The organism is Pedobacter frigiditerrae, from assembly GCF_004331645.1.
GTDB lineage: Bacteria > Bacteroidota > Bacteroidia > Sphingobacteriales > Sphingobacteriaceae > Pedobacter > Pedobacter frigiditerrae.
Genome location: NZ_SJSK01000005.1, coordinates 40,322 through 59,203, shown reverse-complemented (window position 1 = coordinate 59,203; position 18,882 = coordinate 40,322). Strand labels below are relative to the sequence as shown.

Sequence of the window (18,882 nt, the reverse complement as noted above, 5' to 3'; positions counted from 1 at the left end):
AATGAAAATGATAAAAAAAGCAACAGTAATATTAGGTATTTTATTCTTCTCGATGGAATGTTTTGCTCAGGATAGTGTCAGTGTCCCAAAAAGAGCAGTTGCATATGCAGCTGATAAATTTGCAATCGCCCGTCCTTTAAACATCGAGTTCTCAAACGCAGCACCCTATAGTTTTACTTCTAAACGGGGAAGTACTTCTTTACAAGAAAGTAAAGTCAACAACTTTACTCAAGCAAAGATCAGTGCTAACTTCAATTTTATCAAAAGAAAGACATGGTTATTGGGTGCCACTGTGGGATATAGATATACTAGTGCAGAAGCTGATATGACCGATCCTTTTACGGGAAAGTCAACGGTGCTTGATGAAGATTTTCACTACCTTTTTTCATCTTTAAACTTTACCTATTTCTCGAAACTTTTTGGAAAAAGAACGATCTACTCTTCTAGTGTTGTAGTAGATGGTAGCGATAAGCATTTTGAACGGATTAGGGGGGTAATAACAGGTGTGATGGTTTTAAAAGCCAATGAACGTACAAAAATGACTTTAGGGTTAGCGGCCAATATTGACCCTACTGCACAGACGCCTGTAATACCGATATTTACCTATGAACACAAATTCAATAATGGTCTGATTGCCGATATTACGCTTCCAAGAAGTATCTATCTTAGAAAATATGTTTTCAGTAATACCGGACGCGTTTCTTTAGGTACTGAAATGGACCAAACCTCATTTTACCTATATAACATAGATGGTACAGATCAGAGATATCAATATAGACAGTTAGATATTAATAGTGGGGTAATCTATGAACATGCAATAGGTAATTTTGTAATCACTGGAAAAACAGGGTTTAAGATGACTCCTTCTGGAAGATTATTTAGAAAACAAGATTCATTCAAGGATGCTGTATTTGAAACCAAGCCTGATCCGACATTCTATTTTAACGTAGGGGTTTCCTTCAATCCATTTACGCTTCTTAAAAAGAACAAATAGAAGTTTTATCAAATAGCCAATGATGATTAGATTTCATTGGCTATTTTAATGTTTGATTGGGAATGTGGATATATGCCCCATCGAGGCTGATATGGTATGGGTAGAATGATTGAAGTAGATTTGCTTATCTTTACGAGGTGAAGACCCTTATGAAAGAAAATCTCTTACAGACCCCTACTGAGCCACTATTGGATTATTTCAATCGCTTCATTCCCCTTAGTGGAGAGGAAAAACAATTGGTTTCAGAGTTGTTCAAACCACGCTTGTACAGGAAAAGACAGTACGTTTTGCAAGAGGGGGATATCTGTGTACAGTTTAATTTTGTGGTTCGTGGATGTTTGAGGATGTATAAGATTGATGAGAAAGGTAATACCCACATTATACAATTCACTGCAGAGAACTGGTGGCTAATGGACATTGGTAGTTTTCATGGAAAGACACCATCTGAACTCAATATCGATGCGCTTGAAGATACTATGGTTTTTCAGATCAGCCATGAAAATCTGATAGAACTTTATACTAGGGCTCCAAAATTCAATCTCATATTCCGTGTACTGATTGAAAATAGTTTCGTTTCGCTCCAGAAAAGACTGTTGCAGAATATTAGCTCTACAGCAGAAGAACGCTATCTTTCTTTTATGCAAAGCTATTCCCATCTTACCAATCGGCTGCCACAGGTGCAGATGGCGGCGTTTATTGGCATTTCGCCAGAGTTCTTGAGCCGACTGCGCAATAAGCAGGTAAAGGCAAAATCTTAAACCAGATCAATGTTATTTCTTGATGCAGTTCATTGGAGGAAGCTCTGATGAAACCGCAACTTTGTGTTATTAAATTAATCATTAACGATAAATAGAAATAACATGAAAACATTATTGAAAGTAGCCATTATCGGCTTAGGAAACATTGGCAAAGTAGTTGCCAAAAATTTAGTGAATGGAAACCAACCTGTAATTGTAGCCAGCAGAAACTTAGCAGATGCAAATGCAATGGCGCAAGAATTGGGAAGCCTTGCAACTGCTTTGGAAACTGCCGAGGCAATCAAGCAGGCAGATGTTGTAATCCTTTCAGTGTGGTTCAATACCATACAGGAGTTTTTCAAAACGTATGCTACCGAACTTCAGGGCAAGATCATCATCGACCCTTCCAATCCCATCGCTCCAGACGAAAATGGAGGTTTTAAGAAAATTATAGGGGAGAATGAATCTGCTGGACAGCTGAATGCGGCGATATTACCACACGGAGCGAAATTGGCAAAAGCATTCGGGACATTGGGGGCAGCCTCTTTGGAAAATGCGTCTTCACAAACGGGAGAAAAAGTAGTTCTATTTTATGCAACAGACGATAGTAGAATTGATAATGTTGTGGAGGAATTGATAGCCGAAAGCGGATTTGATGCTTTGAAAGTTGGCGGCTTAGAACAGTCTATTCGAATAGAGGTTTTTGGCGATCTACACGAGTTTGGCGCTATCGGTAAACCAGTAAATGTTACGGGCGCAAAAGCAAAAATTTAAGAGAACTATCCACCTTTAACCTTTAAATCAAATGAAAATAATAGTGTTAGTATTATCCGTTCTCTTTGGCCTGCAGAGTTTTGCCCAAAATAGCCAAACTAAACCGCTCCGTTATTTTTTGCAGGGAGAGCCATCATCTTCGAAGGCCATACAATATGGTAATAATGCCATTGCTGGCAATTATGCAAATGCAGGAGATGCGAGAATCTATTATGAAATCTATGGGAAAGGGAAACCATTTGTTGTGCTACACGGTGGCGGTTATGGCTCGATCTATGAAATGCACCAGTTAATTGACAGCCTTTCGAAAAACTATCAGGTGATAGCTATTTCAACAAGAGGTCACGGCAAGTCAGAAATTGGGAAAGATCCAGTCACCTACGAGCAACGTGCCAACGATGTTATATCGGTCATCAACAAGGTCACAAAAGATAAAGTAAATATCCTCGGCTTTAGCGATGGAGCATATACCTCCTATAAAATAGCCAGTATGTATCCTGAAAGGGTTGAGAAGGTGATCGCAATTGGAGCAGGAGAACAGGTGCCAGGTTTGCGAAAACTAATTTTAGACATAAAAGAAGCATCGAATTATGACAAATTATATTATGATCAGCAATTAGCTTTAATGCCCCAGCCAAATAGGCTTCAGGAATATTGGACAAATATGGCATCATTTTATAATACAATGATTGCGAGCAAGGAATTATTTGCAACCATCAAATGTCCGGTGTTGGTTGTTGCAGGCGAACGGGATATGAATGCACCCCTGGCGACAATTTTTGCTGCGTATCAAATGATGCCCAATAGCCAATTAAGTATTATACCGAAAGCGCCGCATCCTGTTTTCTTGGTCAACTTTGCTGCAGTTTGGGCGAGTATGGGACCATTTTTGAAAGAAAATAGTAACAAGTAAATTATTAACAATAACACAAATCAATATGAAAAAATCAATAACAGGTCTTATGACCTTCCTAACAGTTTTATTTTTTGCTACAACCATTAATGCCCAGTCTAAAGATCAGGCTTCGGTTAAAACAGTAGTTCAAAATTATTTTGATGCCTTAAATGCATCGGACGTTAACAAAGTAGTATCCTATTTCACCGCTGAAGGAGTTTTATTAGCCCCCGGTGCTCCAACAGCCACAGGTACCGAGCAATTGAAAGGTACATTTAAGTATGTGTTCGACAATTTCACGTATACTCTTGCGTTTGCCATCGCCGACTTAACCGTAGAGGGCGACTATGCATTTGTAGCATCAACTTCAAAGGGTTCATTTGTAATAAAATCAAGTAACCAAAAAAACGAAGATGATTTTAGGGAAACCTTCATTCTTAAAAGGGTAAATGGGCAATGGAAAATTGCACGTTATATGTATAATAAATCCAAATAAAAATTTTGAAGCTTTAAATATATGACAGCAGACCAGATCCTTTCCCATCACCTCAGTGCCTTTGGCAATAATGACCTTGATGAAATCATAAAAGACTACACAGAAGAATCAATCGTTTTTTCAGAAACAGGAGTTGTTTCAGGTATCTCAGCCATTCGGGAGTTCTTTATAGAAATGTTTCGAATGATTCCCTCAGGATCAGAATTTGAAATGAAGCAGATGAACGTTGTTTTCAATGTAGCACATATTATATGGTCAAGCAAATCTAGTACGGCAGAAATCCCTTATGGTAGTGATACATTTGTTTTCGAGCAAGACAAAATCAAGTTCCATACGGTATCGGCCTACTTAAAATAGGTATCAACGGATTATCAGTAATTATTCTTTCGAAATTTTCGAAAAACCGCCTATTTCAATCAATTCGTCCACAAAATGGTTCGAATTCTGCACGGCCTTTTTTTATACTGTCAAGTGGCTTTTGCCAGTGTTAGATAACTGATACTAGATCTTACTTAAAAACTCAAGGTTTTCAAAAACCTTATTATTGAGTGTATTATCTCACTTTTAGAGTTCGAGCCCCATTGTCCCCCTTTATGGTGCTTCTCGAACACCTTTCATTCTTTAGCACAACTTCTATTTCTGTTTTTACGGAAAGTTCAGATAGGTCATACATTAGTTCTATAACCTTTTCAGCCGTTTCTAAATCTATGTTATAGATATATTTTGCAAAGTTTTTGTGGGTATTTCAGAGAAAAAGCCAAAAAATCAAGTCATGCTTTTAGTCCACACTAAAGGCTTAAGAAGTTTTCTTAAAGATGATTTTAATATTCAATTTTTATTATCTTGGCTTATATCGTTTTCTCCTTAGTTGAATTAGATGCCTATGAGTTTTTTGAAACCTAATCGACGAACAAATCAGAAACTTCAACAGTTAATAGTAATTGCATTATGTTGGATGTTTACTGGAGCTGTAATTGCCATTTTTGAACACCTTGTGCTTCACACTCAAAATTCATTGGGACCCGTAGAAAGGTATTCATTGCTTTCATCCATTGCCTTAAATATGGGCATTGGGTTTTCTGGCGCTTTGCTTGGTGGCAGTTTCTTGGTATTTTTTGTTAACGTAAGGTATAATGATAAACCTTATGGATATACACTTTTAATTGTTGCCCTATCTTTTCTATGTGTTATTCTGTTGGTTAATGAAGTGTTAAATGCTTTCTCATATGGTGATAAATTCCGATTTTATAAAAACGGTTTAGTATGGGCAGTGGTGGTTTCTCTGACACAGCTTTTACTTCAAGTAAATAGTAAGTTTGGACAGGGGATTTTTTGGGATATTATTCGCGGAAAATATAATACACCCAAAGAGGAAAAGCGAATATTCATGTTTCTTGATTTAAACTCTTCAACAACAATTGCCGAAAGCCTAGGAGACAAGACCTATCATCAGCTTCTTAAAGATATTTTTCAGGATATAACCAACCCGATACTTGAAAATAAAGGTGAAATTTATCAGTATGTGGGTGATGAGGTGGTGGTTGCCTGGAGATATCTTGATGGATTGAAAAATAACAAGTGTATCAACTGCTTTTTTGATATCAAATCTCAACTTTATACCTTAAGGGATAAGTATCATCAAAAATATCATTTATTACCAACGTTTAAAGCCGGGATACACTGTGGTACTGTAATCGCAGGTGAAGTTGGTGTAATCAAGAGGGACATCACCTACTCGGGGGATGTTTTGAACACGACTTCTAGAATTCAGCAGATGTGTAAAGAGTTCAATCAGGAGATGGTCGTTTCGATCACCTTGATGGAAGAACTTGAACTTAATGACCGTTATCATTCTTTGATGCTGGGTTGTATAAAACTTAGGGGAAAAGATAAGGAAATGCAACTTGTTGCAATAAATCAGTTACAAAATTTATAGATAGCTTATGTTTATTATATATGCATGAAAATGGTATAGGATGGTTATTCAATAATTTTGAGAACGATATGTCGACAATTGCGTGGATGCTTAGCGAAATATCGACAACTGTATAATTTGCCGTTGCCTAGTTGACTGTTTAACAGGTTCTTGCCTGATGGTACGTCTCTTGCAGGGGCTATACTGTAAATGTTCTCTTTTTATGAACAAATAATTATTTTTAAGCCTTTGTAGAAAATTCGATGCTTGGCAAAACTTACCTCTTGATTATCCTTTTGTTGTTTGCGAAAATAAATTTTGCGCAAGATCTCACTAAGCCACCTGATCAATTATTTAACCAGCTTAAGGTAGATAAGACAAACAGGGATAAAGTTGTCACGATGCTTCAAATTGGCGATTATTATATTCATAAACCTTCATCAACGATTAAGAAACTGGACACTGCGGCAAATTACCTTCAGCTGGCGTTGCAGCTAAGTAAACAGTTGAAAAACAGGGAGCTGGAGGATCGTTCCGATTTGCTATTGGCTAAATTGGAAATTAAAAGGGGCGATTTGAAAAAAGGGGAGGAACTGTTTAAAAAGATCATAGGGAGATTTGCAACCTCGGAAAAAAAGGGTGCAGAGGCAAATGCTTGGTATGCCTTTGCCGTTAGCATGTTAAGAACCAGCTATTTTTCCTTTAACTATTTTTCAGAAACTATATTGCTCAAGCCAGTATATGAGAATAAATACTTAATAGCACTTGAGAAAAGCGAAAAACTGGCCATACTTGATAAAAATGTAGGGCTACAGTGTAAAATTGGCTTGCAGCTTGGCTATTATTATCTTTCAAAAGATAGATTGGAACTTGCGAAAAGCGAGGCCAATAAGTTAATTGCATTACAAGGTTTAAGGAAGTATGAAAACGGATATGAACCTTATTATCTATTGGCCAAAATAGATATTGAAGCTGACGATTATACCAGAGCAATGGCGAATGTAATAAAGGCTAGGACAAAAGCCGATGAGTCTGGTGACGGGATTGCGATAGGGCTTATTCATAAACTATTGGGTAGAATCTATTATTCTGAAAATAATTGGAAGCATTCTGATCAAAACTATAAAGCTTATATCCATTCATGCGAAAAATTTAATCGTCCAATGGAGACCGATTTCTTGAAATATTATGTTGTTTCTTCACTCTGGGCAAATCGAGGAAATATGGAGCCGTTACATCTCTTGGTTAAGTTCAAGATCAATTCTCCATACTACAATAACTATGATAAATATATTTATTACCGAGGAGTTGCTTCTTTATATGCAACACTAGAATCGCCAGCCAAGGCAGAGCAGTATTTTGCCACTGCAGCTAAGTTTTATGATGACAAGAGTATTACCAATATTGTTAATACCTATATAGAACTTAGCGAAGCTAATATAAGAGCTAAGAATTATGAAAGGGCAGCGTATTATGTAAAAAAAGCAGTTGATACAGGAAGAGGCAAACTTACCTTTCGCAACCAAAAGGAAGCAAACAGGATGTTGTATTACATAGATTCTGCAAAGGGTAACTACCTTTCTGCATTATCAAAGATGCGGGATTTTTATCGGTATCGTGATTCATTGGCCGACTATAGGACAAGGATGAGCATAGGGGAATATGCGATACAATATGAAACTGCCAAAAAAGAAAAAGACAATTTGATACTTGCTGGGAAGCTGAACCTGCAAATGGCCGAATCTGCAAATAGGGCACAACGACTGCAGCTATTGGCCAATAGGTACAAATTAAAGGAATATGAAGCCATGGACCGTGAGCGTGTGTTGCAGCTCATGCGGTCAAGGTTTACCCTACAAGAGGCCCAGTCTGCGAACAGAGAGAAGGATAACAGGCTGTTGCGGAGTGAAAACAGGTTGAAGGATAATGAACTGGAACAATCCAGATCGACCAGGAACATGACCTTAGCGGGCTTTTGTATGTTGTTATTAACAGGAGGTCTGTTCTATAATAGGTATCGGATTAAACAACAAACCAATGAGGTTATCAATAAAAAGAACCAGAATTTGGAACGCTTAGTGAAAGAGAAGGAAATGTTGGTAAATGAGATCCATCATCGGGTAAAAAATAATTTACATACGGTCATGAGCTTACTTGAATCTCAGGCTGCTTACCTTCGAGACGATGCCTTGTCGGCCGTTCAGAATAGTCAGAATAGGATACAGGCGATGGCCTTGATACACCAGAAACTGTACATGAATAATGATAGTAGCGCAATCCGGATGGATATTTATTTACAGGAGCTCGTAGGATCGTTAAAGGATAGTTTTGATAGGCCTTATATTGTTTTTTGTACGGATTTTGATCAGGTAGAGCTTAATGTTTCGCAGGCCATCTCTATTGGCTTGATCGTGAACGAGGCAATTACAAATTCCATTAAGCATGCCTTTGATAGTGATAAGATGGGCACGGTTACCGTTTCTTTTAAAAAACAGCCGATGGACAGTTTATGTTTGGTAATTAGTGATAATGGTAAAGGCGTGCCTCCACAGATGGACAATGCCCATACAAATTCGCTGGGACTTAGTTTAATCACTGGACTGAGTAGGGATCTTGGAGCTGAACTGACCATGACATCAGCAGAGGGGACGACGCTAATCGTTGAATTTATAGGTGAAACTTTAGTCGAGTTAAAAGATTTGAATTGATATTTTTTAGTCTCCTGTTTTTCTCCAAAAAATGCCCCCAATAGTTAATTAACTTTTTGGGGGCTTGTAATTTGATGGGCTTTTTCTTAACGTTCTCTAATCCAATTTAGAATAAAGTTGATGTCTTCTTTCCAGGTTGGCTGCGACATGGCGTAGTGATTGCGCCCTTTGAACTCTTTGTATTCGGTTACTGAATTTTTATGCTTGTACTTTTTAAAATTGGTAAGGTTAAGCGATGCAGGCATGATATGATCAATGTCGCCAGAGACAAATAGCAATGGTACATGCGGTCTATTGAAATCAACTTTTGAAATACTTCTTAGCCCATCTCGCATCAGGTTTCTCGATTCTGGAATAACAGATTTATTATAACTGTCTTGTTGATCTGCAAGGGACATCCCATTGGTAAAGGTATATTGCCAATGTTTGAAGGACATTAAGTAGGTTTTTTTTGTAGATGAAAAGATGCCTAATGCAGGGGTAACCGATTTTAAGAAGGACCATGCAAATGACAATACTCCTGCAGGGGCAACCGAATGATAGCACACACCCATTGTTGCCAAACCTCGTTGTACCAATAACTGGGTAACTAGACCGCCGAGCGAATGGCCAATAAGAATTGGTTTTTCTGGTAATTGCGTAATGATGTTCTGATAATAGTCGAGAAGCTGGGCCATTGTTAAAGATGCTATTGCAGCATCAGGATGCCGCTGTCTGAGCACTGGCGCAGGAGCTTCTTTATGGGGTCCAGACGGAACAATAACCGTGTAGCCGTTCTCTTCAAAGAATGTTTTCCATTCTTCCCAACCGGCATAACTTACAAAGGCACCCGTAATGAGTACGATCGTTTTAGGTTTAACTATTTTCATGTTTTTAGGTTTAATTGTTTGATTAATGTTTTTACAGTTTATACAAATTATTTAAGCAGTTATTTCTCTAAACGTTGTCGATCTTTTAGTGGATCGTATTTTTATTTCATTAATGTTTTATTTTATCACCAACTTCAATATCAAGCCCATTTGCGATGGCAATTCCAAGATTGAGATCTGCCCTGAAGAAATGACAAAGTTGCCTATTGATAATGGTCTCCTTCAAATCGCCCGCAATCCCTTTCATCGAATCAACGATGTTGCCTATCAAGCTCAATTTTTCTATGTCGGTTAATACATCTCTAAAGAAAAGCCCTGGCTGTGTAAAATGATCGTCTTCTCCTGGTGCATTTCTATTATACCAATCGGCAATATTAGAATCTAAAGCCGTAGCTGGACGCATATAGCTAGGGTCCGGTTCGATTTGCTGAAAGCTGTTCGGGTAATAATTGACAGCTTTGCCTCCATTTGCGTTTACCGTCATCTGTCCATCTCTTTGATAATTATGAGACATAAAAGGGCAAGTGTTTATTGGTATCTGCTCGTAGTTGGTTCCCAGTCTATAACGTTGAGCGTCTGGATAAGACAAAATCCTTCCCTGGAGCATTTTGTCTGGCGAAAATCCAATTCCATCTACTATTCTAGAAGGGGAAAAAGCAGCTTGCTCTACGGTTGCAAAATAGTTGGTTGGATTTTCATTGAGTTCTAAAACACCAATTTCCATCAACGGAAACTCTTTCTGGCTCCATGTTTTGGTTAGGTCGAAAGGATTAAAATGATGATTTCTAGCTTGATCCTTACCCATTAACTGCATTTTTAAGGTCCACTTGGGGAAATCTCCACTATCTATGGCATTAACCAGATCACGTTGTCCGAAATCAGGATCTTCTGCTTTCATTTTATTAGCCTCATTGGCTGTTAAATTTTTAATACCTTGTTGTGATTTGAAGTGAAACTTTACATAGGTCACTTCATTTTTATCATTGAGTAACGTATAGGTATGACTAGCAAAACCATGCATATAACGGTAACCATACGGTGTGCCTCTATCACTCATTAAAAACATGACCTGATGTAAGGTTTCAGGATTGAGGCTGAAAAAATCCCAAACCATCGTAGGGTTTTTGCAATTGGTATATGGATCTCTTTTTTGAGTATGGATAAAATCTGGAAATTTTTTTGGATCCTTCAGGAAAAAGATAGGCGTATTGTTGCCCACTAAATCCCAATTTCCATCTTCTGTGTAAAATTTCACTGCAAAACCTCTTGGATCCCTTTCCGTATCTGCACTACCTTTTTCGCCACCAACCGTACTAAACCTTAAAAATAGATTTGTTTTTTTTTCAACTTCATTGAATAGTTTAGCCTTAGTAAACTGAGTTATATTTTGAGTTACTGTAAATGTTCCAAAAGCCCCTGAGCCCTTTGCATGAACCACCCGCTCTGGAATTCTCTCTCTATTAAAATGGGCCAGCTTTTCATGCAGGATAAAATCTTCGAGTAATAATGGACCCCTTGCACCAACACTTAATGTGTCTTCGTGGTTAAAATAGGGGATTCCAGAAGCCGTTGTAAGTTTTTCCATGATATTTCTCATTAGGTTATTTTAAATACTGTTTAAGTGCTAAAGCCGCATGGTCGAACAGCGCCTTTGTTTGGGTTAGATTTGCCAAGCCATTTAATAATCCAAAGTCATGGATCATGCCGTCATATCTTAAGGTGGTAACCTTTACACCAGCTGCATCTAGCTTGCGACCATAAGCCTCACCTTCATCTCTTAAAATATCATTTTCAGCAACCTGGATCAACGTCGGGGGCAGGCCTTTCAATTGTTCTATTGAGGCTTTTAAAGGTGAAAAATAGATTTCCCTACGGTCTGCAGGATCTGTACTGTATAAATTGTACATGAACTTCATCACAGAGGCGGTAAGGAAACGATCAGTTCCAAACTGTTGATAAGATTCACGACTGTAGTCTGTATCGATTGTTGGCCACATTAGGATTTGGAGTTTGATGTTTGGGCCATTTTTAGCTTTAGCCATCAAGGCGGTTGCAGTTGCTAAATTGCCACCTGCGCTATTGCCAACAATTGCAAGGTTTTTTCCGTTTACCCCAATTTCGGCACCATGTGCTGCAACCCATTTTGTGGCAGCATAACACTCATTTAATGCTTGTGGATATTTTGCTTCTGGAGTTCTGGTATAATTGATAAATACCGCTGCCACCCCAGAACGAACCACCAGGTCTCTTACCATTCGTTGGTGTGTTGGAAAATCACCAAGGATCCAGCCTCCACCATGTGTAAACATGAATACTGGTAGGCTCTTTTTTGCACCAATTGGTTTCATGATGTCGATGATGATCTTGTGGCCATCGGCATTTATTGTCTTTCGGGTTACCATTACTCCAGAAAGATCAACTTTCATGGCTTTTTGTGCATTAACCAATACCAATCTCATTTGCGCTGTAGGTAAGGTTTCGAGCCCAGGACCACCTGTGTTTAGCATTTTAAGAAAAGCCTTGGTGCCGGTGCTAATACGGTCGTCAGTTGCCCAGTTCTTAACTTGCGCCATAGACTGGTATCCTGTTAACAATAGTAAAAGCATTATGATTGCAGTTAACAGTTTTTTCGTTTGAATAAGCAGTTGTTGTTGAATTTTTTTCATTTTGAGCTAGGTTAATAGTTTTGATTTGTTTTTTATCTGGCAACAAATAATATGTGCTTGCGCTATACTTTTCAAAACGAGTGCCTAAGTTTTATTTACTTGATAAACAGTATGTTGTGCTTGTTTGCGGAGGTTGATATTATCGATATATCACAATTTGCTGATTAGCTGGGATGATTTTCGATATGCTGTAACTTCGATTGATTGATCAGTGTGAACTGAGGATGCCGGGTATTGTTGACTATGGATAGTGGGTTAACTACTGGAGATCCTTTGTGCTGTCGATATTTGGCAACTCTATATCTGAATTGCCGATATATCGGCAATTTGATTAAATCTACGACCGTACAATGGTGTGATTTCATTGTATTTAGCAGCATTTTTATTAATTTGAGCCCTAAATAGGAAATGTTCAATCAAACCATAAGATTGGGCAGGTTTTTGCTAGGCGTGAAGCAGCTTGATTTTTGATCGCAAAAAAATCTTAATCTCATAAAAAATGGAAAAACGGATACTTATTGTTGAGGACGAATTCATAGAGGCCAATAACCTCAGGATGATCTTGGAGAGAAATGGATATAAGGTATGCACCGTTGCTAATTCCGTTGCATTGGCAATTGAGATCGTTGAAAATGAAAAACCGGAACTTGTTTTGTTGGATATCTTCCTGAAAGGAAAACAGACTGGTATAGACCTGGCCCATGTGTTGCGCAAGAAAAGCATTGCATTTGTTTATTTATCAGCAAATTCAAATAAAGAAATATTCGCGGCCGCTAAAAAAACTGAACCTTATGGTTTTTTGGTAAAGCCTTTCAGGGAGAAGGATGTGTTGGCAACACTGGATATTGCCCAGTATTTGCATGAACAAAAATTGGCGATCCACAGACAAGAGGATCGTTTGAGCAAGGTTAAGGAAGTTGCCCAGTTTACAGGCATAGTTGGCAAAAGCCCACAATTAGCTAAGGTTCTTGATCTGATGAGGATAGTGGCACCCACAGATACCTCGGTACTGATTACAGGGGAAAGTGGCACAGGTAAAGAACGGGTATTAGAGTGTATCCACGAAAATTCTGAAAGAAGGAATAAACCACTGGTAAAGGTAAACTGCGCGGTTTTACCCGCTACGTTGATTGAATCGGAGTTGTTTGGTTTTGAAAAAGGGTCTTTTTCTGGGGCACATGAAACCAGGGTAGGCAAATTTGAGCAGGCGCAAGGAGGGACGATATTTTTAGATGAAATAGGCGAACTCCCACTGGATTTGCAATCAAAATTGCTTCGGGTACTGCAGGAAAAGGAAATAGAACGGATAGGAGGCAGGTCCTCTATCAAGGTAAATGTTAGATTTGTAGCTGCCACCAATAGAAACCTAGAAAGGGAGGTTGCAGAAGGGAGGTTTAGGATAGATCTTTATTACCGGATCAATGTTTTCCCAATTCATTTGCCCGCATTAAGGCAACGCAAGGAAGATATCCCATTATTAGCGCAACATTTTTTGGGACAGTATTCAAGAATCAATAACAAAAAGTTCAGTTCAATTTCGGCCCGTGCAATGGAGCAGATGGAGAACTATTCATGGCCTGGGAACATTAGAGAGCTTGAACACCTTATGGAACGCAGCGTGCTACTGAACAAGGGAGATCAGATTGCAGAAGTTTTCTTGCCATTAACAGAAGGAAGCTCTGTTATTGATGTTAATGAAGCCAATAGGATAAAGACTATCAGAGAAAACGAAATTGATCACATCATAACCGTTCTAAAAATCTGCAAAGGCAAAATCTCTGGGCCGGGTGGAGCTGCGGAAATGCTCGATTTACCTTATTCGACCCTTACTTCAAGGATTAAAAAATATGGGATTACCAAGGAAATGATTTATAAGGATTAAACGGCGTTTAATAGCGTTACCTGATAAGGCTCGTTTATTTCGAAATTTACCTTGATTGATGTTCCGTTACTATTGCTAATTTCGATTATGCCATTTAAATCGCAAGATAGTCCCCTCATTAATTTTAGGCCAAGTGTGTCGGTGTTCTGGTTCAATTTTGTAATGGGAATTCCGATTCCATTGTCGGAGATCTCTAAATAGATTTTGTTCGAAACCTGCTTCAAGGAAATGCTGATCATCCCAAATGGGCTGTTTGGAAAGGCATATTTAATAGAATTGGTTACCGCTTCATTAATGATCAGGGCCAGTGGAACTGCTTGACTAACATTGAGTTCTATTGGGTCAATCTTTTGTTCGAAGTGGATACTTTGCCTCACTTCAAGGCTTTCTGATAGATAGCTGATAAATTCTGCTATATAGAGGGGCATAGCTATAGATTTGACTTCCTCAGATTGGTAAAGCTTTTGATGGATGAGTGACATGACATAGATCCTGTGCTGGCAATTCTGCATGGCCGTGTATGCATCGTCCTTTAAATAAAAAGCCTGAGATTCTAGAAGGCTGATTACCGTTTGTAGGTTGTTCTTTACCCTGTGATGCACTTCTTTCAATAACCAATTTTTTTCAATCAGCAGTTTGCTTAAAAGTTCGTTTTTTTGACCGATGACCTGATTGGATTTCTGTTTCAACTTCATTTGCCTAAAAACCAAGATCAAAAGTATAGCCAAGAGAACAATAATACAGGTAATGGCCTGCCGAATTAAATTTGATCTTTCCAAATTATTATGTTGCAACAACACATTCTGTTTAAGTAGCCGAATATCTTTTTGTTGAAGTTGGAAATCATTGTCTTTTTGTTTAACAAGCAATGTTGCTCTTTGAGTTTCGATACTTGCTTTTTCCAGTTGATTTTGCTGCAATTTATTGGCTTGGTCTAACAATTTGGCTTGTTGGCCTAGGTTAATGATATTCTTTTCTTTTAATAAAAGTTGAGCATCTTTCTTCGCCGTTTCGTACTGAATTGTAAGTTGTTGCAGTTGATTATTCTTTTTGATATTATTAATGGAATCGTTTAAATTTTTATTGATTAATAAATGGTTGACCGCTGATTTATAATCACCATTTGCAAATTCCAACTTGTATAAATTATAGTGTAATTGTGCGAGTGAATTTTTAGAAAATTGGAAGGATAAGGATTGTGCCTTATTTAGGTAATAGGCAGCATTTTTATAATCTCCGATTGAAGAATAAACATTACCAAGGTCAGTATATATGCCAGCTGGATTTTCTTTGGTTTTTATTTTATACTCAATTGCGGATAAGTAATGTTGAATAGCATCTGTAGGTTGATTAAACGCAAAAGATGCCATGGCCATGCATTTATGATAGAACAGGTAGTCAAGGTCGTTATTTACACCAAGTTTAGGTCGCATTTTTTCGATAAAGGCTTTTGCCTCTTTTGGTTTTTTAAGCTGCAGATAGTTAAGTGTGATTACTTCTACAAATATCCATAGAGAGCCAGATTTATTATTGCCCATTGGTACATCGAGTGCCATCATGGCATAATCCATGCTTTTTTGATAATTGGAATTGAACCGATAAACCTGTGAAATGCCAGAATAAATGATTTTTAAATAAGCGCTAATCTCATAAGGCTTAATGATTTTTTCAGCTTTAATCAGACACTCGAGTGCGATGGTATATTCCGAAAGACCAATGTAGGTATTGCTAAGGTCGATAAATAAAGGTGTAGGAGAAAACTCTGGTACGAGTTTGGCTCTATCAATCGCATAAAGCAGTATATCTCTTGCAGTTTTGTAGTTTCCACTGTTTTTATATAAGTAAGAGATCCAATAAAAATCATCAAATGAAGCTTTAGCAAAGCTGGTTCTTTTTAGGGCCACACTGAGCTGAAATGACTCTTTCACATAACGAAGTGCAGTATCTAACAAGGCATCATTGGCCTTAGATTCTCGAGATCCAAAATATCGATAATGGGCATAAAGTTTATTCAATAACTTAATTTTTAAGGTATCACTTAATAGAGGAAGTATAGTTTTCGCAGCGATAATTTTTCGCTCTTCTAAGTTTGCCAGCCCAAGGAGATACAGCGATTGCTGGATTCCTGCTTGGTAGCTGATTTGCTTGCTTAGGCTTTGGGCCTCGATAGCCCATTGAACCGCCTTGTCCAGGTCCTCTTTAACCTCACCAGGTTTATCAATAGATTGTTGGCTCAAATTCAACAATGATTTAACCCTAGCGAGGTCTGGTTTGCCTCCACTTAGATTTGACAGCGAAGAGTAGTTGCCATTTGCGCCAACCTTTACTTGACCAAATCCATATGAATTTATAGTTAGCAGCAACCATAAGAGCGTTAATGCTTTTAACATGATAATAAAAATGAATTGATAGATATCTAATAAGGTGGATGTAAAATCTAATTTAGGCAAAAAAACTTATTTGCGTACTTATTTAAACGGCATCTAGAAGCTCTATTTGGTAAGGAATTATAATCTCAAAATTAATCATGATCGAGGTGCCATTGGTGTTATCGATCTTGATGTCCGCATTCAGGTCTTGGCATAGTCCCTTCATCAGTTTTAGGCCTAAGGTATCTGTATTTTGATTGAGATTAGAATTTGTTATACCGATTCCATTATCACTAATGCACAAGAAGATTTGGTCTGCAATCCTCTTAAGCGATAAGTGGATTATACCGAATTGTCTATTTGGAAATGCATATTTGATTGAATTGGTTACGGCTTCATTAATGATCAATGCCAATGGAACTGCTTGGTTAATGTTTAGTTCAATCTCGTCTATGTCTTGCTGAAAACTAATGTTCTGCCTTACTTCGAGGCTTTCGGATAGGTAACTTACAAATTCGGAAATGTAAAGTGGCATCAGTATCGACTTCACTTCATCTGACTGATAGAGTTTTTGGTGGATAAGAGACATGACATAGATCCTGTGCTGGCAATTTTGCATGGCCTTGTAGGCATCATCCTTTAAATAAAAGGCCTGGGATTCTAAAAGGCTAATTACTGTTTGTAGGTTGTTTTTTACCCTGTGGTGCACTTCTTTCAGGAGCCAGTTTTTTTCCGTGACCAAGCTTTGCAGTCGGTCGTTTTTTTGTGCTATGATTTGATTCGCTGACTGTTTAAGGCGAAATTGTCTAAATAATAGCGCCAATAAAGTAATCAATAACACAGAAAAGCAGATAACTATCGTCCTTGTGAGATAGGCTTGGTTCAATTGGCTTTTTTGAAGTTCGGATTGTTGCTTTAACAATTTGATGTTTTTTAACCTGATTGCTAGTTCAGCATCCTTATTTTTTCGAAGAAGATCTGATTTTTGTGATTGCAGTAATGCCTTATCCAATAGTGTTTGTCGGTTTTTTGCTTCCTGATCTAAAAATAAGGTACGCTCGTTAAGAGCAAAGATGTTTTTATCCTTGATTAGTAGGTCTGCTTCCTTCTTTTTCGTTTCATATTGTATCTGTAGTTCAGCGATCTGTTTAAGTTTACCTTCATTAAGGACGCTATCATTCAACAACTTATATTTTTGGTAATATTGTATTGCACTTAAAAAATTACCCCTAGCCGAATCTAGCCTAAAGTGATTTAGATAAGTCCAACTTATATAGGAAGTAGGGTTTGTTGCATTATTTTTTGACACTTCATTAAGGTAGAATTCTGCTTTTGCTAGGTCCTTTACGGCGAGGTAAAAATTAACCGCAACTGAATAGGATAAAATAGTGGCAAAGTTTTTTCGACCAATCTTTGCCTCCATACCTAACATTTCTTTTACGTACGGCTCCGCCAAGTCAAAGCGCTTCATTTGCGTGTAGTAAGTTGCAAGGTGGCTCGCAATTCTTATTGAGTGTTCTGAAGTGGTAGGTGGGAATTTTTTAATTACACTTTTGTAAAATTCAATAGCCTTATTTTTTTGATTCAAGGTACTAAAGACATTACAAATCATATTGGCATTGTAGTATATGTAATTCTGGTCACCCTGAGCTTCAAATCTATTCTGAGCGAGCAAAAGGTATTTTAACGCATCTGAGTGTTGTTTTAGCCCCTGATAGGTGCCGCCAAGATCTGAATAATATCGACCTATCTGAGTTGAATTACCCGTTCTTTTCACCTCATCTATTGCCAATAAAAGATAGCCAACACGGTCTGGCCAATTATTGAGTGACCCACTTACATTTGATATATGATGGTATAGATACTGCAGGTCAGTGCCTTTTGTTTTTTTATATAATGCTAGTGACTTGATTGCAGACTGCAAGGAAAGTTCCTTGTTTCCATTACTCGTTCTTGTATATAGTTTTGATATGCTAAAGTGCACGTAGGCTTCCTCTTTTAGGCTTTTTGATGACTGAAAGCACGATAATGCTCTTTTGTATTGTTCGAGCTCATTCGTACGATCGAAACAACCAAGAAAGTATAGTGCTTCGCCTTTTTCATGAAACAGTTTTCTACTGTCTGCCTCGGATATCACCTCATATAGAATTTCACGGAATTTATCATACTCCCCTTTTTCATTTCTCAAAAGACCAAATAGCATCGTGCCGTGGATCTGATCCCTTACGAGATTAAATTTTTTACTCAGTTTTTGCGCTCTATTTAAAAAAAAAGATGCACTGTCCAGATCAGAATTATATTCTCCACCTTTGATAATGTAGTGGTAGCTGAGTTTAAGTAATAGTTGGGTACGTTCGATATTTGAACTTGTCTGTGCGAGCTTTAAGCGTGTATGTTTAAGCTCGATTGGTGTGAGCATAGGATAAATCTGTTGTGCGAAAGTCTTTGTAGCCACACATAAGGATAGGGCCAAAATCAATAATTTAAATTTCATGCAATGAGCGTTTAATGAAATCAATAAAATGTATATTGCTTTTTTTATTGGTTTATGTTCCTCTAATATAGGTGTTTAAATGT

General features: G+C 37.8%; 14 protein-coding genes. 9 read left to right on the top strand and 5 right to left on the bottom strand.

What is annotated here, in order from left to right; genetic code table 11:
• Position 1 precedes the first annotated feature (1 nt).
• The 8 genes from EZ428_RS17990 to EZ428_RS17955 all read left to right on the top strand — a co-directional run bounded on the left by EZ428_RS17990 (position 2) and on the right by EZ428_RS17955 (position 8,519).
• The gene (locus EZ428_RS17990; protein WP_131554592.1) at positions 2-994 is read left to right on the top strand and encodes a hypothetical protein; all 993 of its coding nucleotides are present in this window, start codon (positions 2-4) and stop codon (positions 992-994) included.
• A 149-nt stretch (positions 995-1,143) separates the two neighbouring features.
• Complete coding sequence (locus tag EZ428_RS17985) at positions 1,144-1,752, top strand: Crp/Fnr family transcriptional regulator (protein WP_131554591.1); 609 nt, start codon at positions 1,144-1,146, stop codon at positions 1,750-1,752.
• 102 nt (positions 1,753-1,854) lie between these two features.
• Positions 1,855-2,505 carry an NADPH-dependent F420 reductase gene (locus tag EZ428_RS17980; RefSeq protein ID WP_131554590.1) on the top strand — a complete coding sequence of 217 codons (651 nt, stop codon included), beginning with the start codon at positions 1,855-1,857 and terminating at the stop codon, positions 2,503-2,505.
• 31 nt (positions 2,506-2,536) lie between these two features.
• Positions 2,537-3,418, top strand: coding sequence for an alpha/beta fold hydrolase (locus EZ428_RS17975; RefSeq protein ID WP_131554589.1), 882 nt, complete (start codon positions 2,537-2,539; stop codon positions 3,416-3,418).
• Between the two features lie 25 nt (positions 3,419-3,443).
• Positions 3,444-3,896, top strand: coding sequence for a YybH family protein (locus EZ428_RS17970; protein ID WP_131554588.1), 453 nt, complete (start codon positions 3,444-3,446; stop codon positions 3,894-3,896).
• Positions 3,897-3,917: 21 nt separating this feature from the next.
• On the top strand, positions 3,918-4,253 hold the full coding sequence (locus tag EZ428_RS17965; protein ID WP_131554587.1) for a nuclear transport factor 2-like protein: 336 nt from the start codon (positions 3,918-3,920) through the stop codon (positions 4,251-4,253).
• A gap of 526 nt (positions 4,254-4,779) precedes the next feature.
• On the top strand, positions 4,780-5,832 hold the full coding sequence (locus EZ428_RS17960; RefSeq protein ID WP_131554586.1) for an adenylate/guanylate cyclase domain-containing protein: 1,053 nt from the start codon (positions 4,780-4,782) through the stop codon (positions 5,830-5,832).
• Between the two features lie 242 nt (positions 5,833-6,074).
• A complete protein-coding gene (locus EZ428_RS17955; protein WP_131554585.1) occupies positions 6,075-8,519 on the top strand; it encodes a tetratricopeptide repeat-containing sensor histidine kinase in 2,445 nt (814 codons plus the stop codon).
• 86 nt (positions 8,520-8,605) lie between these two features.
• Here EZ428_RS17955 and EZ428_RS17950 read toward each other — a convergent pair whose 3' ends face one another.
• From EZ428_RS17950 to EZ428_RS17940, 3 genes are all read right to left on the bottom strand, one after another.
• On the bottom strand, positions 8,606-9,388 hold the full coding sequence (locus EZ428_RS17950; RefSeq protein WP_131554584.1) for an alpha/beta hydrolase: 783 nt from the start codon (positions 9,386-9,388) through the stop codon (positions 8,606-8,608).
• 109 nt (positions 9,389-9,497) lie between these two features.
• Positions 9,498-10,985: a catalase gene (locus EZ428_RS17945; RefSeq protein WP_225871090.1), complete on the bottom strand. Its 1,488-nt coding sequence runs from the start codon at positions 10,983-10,985 to the stop codon at positions 9,498-9,500.
• A 4-nt stretch (positions 10,986-10,989) separates the two neighbouring features.
• Positions 10,990-12,054, bottom strand: a complete 1,065-nt coding sequence (locus EZ428_RS17940) for an alpha/beta hydrolase (protein ID WP_225871089.1) — start codon at positions 12,052-12,054, stop codon at positions 10,990-10,992.
• Between the two features lie 499 nt (positions 12,055-12,553).
• Between EZ428_RS17940 and EZ428_RS17935 the strand changes: the two genes are divergently transcribed.
• Complete coding sequence (locus EZ428_RS17935; RefSeq protein ID WP_131554583.1) at positions 12,554-13,936, top strand: sigma-54-dependent transcriptional regulator; 1,383 nt, start codon at positions 12,554-12,556, stop codon at positions 13,934-13,936.
• Here EZ428_RS17935 and EZ428_RS17930 read toward each other — a convergent pair.
• Together EZ428_RS17930 and EZ428_RS17925 are read right to left on the bottom strand one after the other, a co-directional pair.
• Complete coding sequence (locus EZ428_RS17930; RefSeq protein ID WP_165501811.1) at positions 13,933-16,326, bottom strand: sensor histidine kinase; 2,394 nt, start codon at positions 16,324-16,326, stop codon at positions 13,933-13,935. The genes EZ428_RS17935 and EZ428_RS17930 overlap by 4 nt on opposite strands.
• Positions 16,327-16,408: 82 nt before the next feature.
• Positions 16,409-18,799 carry a sensor histidine kinase gene (locus tag EZ428_RS17925; protein WP_131554581.1) on the bottom strand — a complete coding sequence of 797 codons (2,391 nt, stop codon included), beginning with the start codon at positions 18,797-18,799 and terminating at the stop codon, positions 16,409-16,411.
• Positions 18,800-18,882 lie beyond the last annotated feature (83 nt).

What these genes read in the sequence shown, in the direction of transcription:
- EZ428_RS17990 (WP_131554592.1), top strand. Translation starts at nt 2, where the DNA reads ATGAAAATGATAAAAAAAGCAACAGTAATATTAGGTATTTTATTCTTC.
- EZ428_RS17985 (WP_131554591.1), top strand. Translation starts at nt 1,144, where the DNA reads ATGAAAGAAAATCTCTTACAGACCCCTACTGAGCCACTATTGGATTAT.
- EZ428_RS17980 (WP_131554590.1), top strand. Translation starts at nt 1,855, where the DNA reads ATGAAAACATTATTGAAAGTAGCCATTATCGGCTTAGGAAACATTGGC.
- EZ428_RS17975 (WP_131554589.1), top strand. Translation starts at nt 2,537, where the DNA reads ATGAAAATAATAGTGTTAGTATTATCCGTTCTCTTTGGCCTGCAGAGT.
- EZ428_RS17970 (WP_131554588.1), top strand. Translation starts at nt 3,444, where the DNA reads ATGAAAAAATCAATAACAGGTCTTATGACCTTCCTAACAGTTTTATTT.
- EZ428_RS17965 (WP_131554587.1), top strand. Translation starts at nt 3,918, where the DNA reads ATGACAGCAGACCAGATCCTTTCCCATCACCTCAGTGCCTTTGGCAAT.
- EZ428_RS17960 (WP_131554586.1), top strand. Translation starts at nt 4,780, where the DNA reads ATGAGTTTTTTGAAACCTAATCGACGAACAAATCAGAAACTTCAACAG.
- EZ428_RS17955 (WP_131554585.1), top strand. Translation starts at nt 6,075, where the DNA reads ATGCTTGGCAAAACTTACCTCTTGATTATCCTTTTGTTGTTTGCGAAA.
- EZ428_RS17950 (WP_131554584.1), bottom strand. Translation starts at nt 9,388, where the DNA reads ATGAAAATAGTTAAACCTAAAACGATCGTACTCATTACGGGTGCCTTT.
- EZ428_RS17945 (WP_225871090.1), bottom strand. Translation starts at nt 10,985, where the DNA reads ATGAGAAATATCATGGAAAAACTTACAACGGCTTCTGGAATCCCCTAT.
- EZ428_RS17940 (WP_225871089.1), bottom strand. Translation starts at nt 12,054, where the DNA reads ATGAAAAAAATTCAACAACAACTGCTTATTCAAACGAAAAAACTGTTA.
- EZ428_RS17935 (WP_131554583.1), top strand. Translation starts at nt 12,554, where the DNA reads ATGGAAAAACGGATACTTATTGTTGAGGACGAATTCATAGAGGCCAAT.
- EZ428_RS17930 (WP_165501811.1), bottom strand. Translation starts at nt 16,326, where the DNA reads ATGTTAAAAGCATTAACGCTCTTATGGTTGCTGCTAACTATAAATTCA.
- EZ428_RS17925 (WP_131554581.1), bottom strand. Translation starts at nt 18,799, where the DNA reads ATGAAATTTAAATTATTGATTTTGGCCCTATCCTTATGTGTGGCTACA.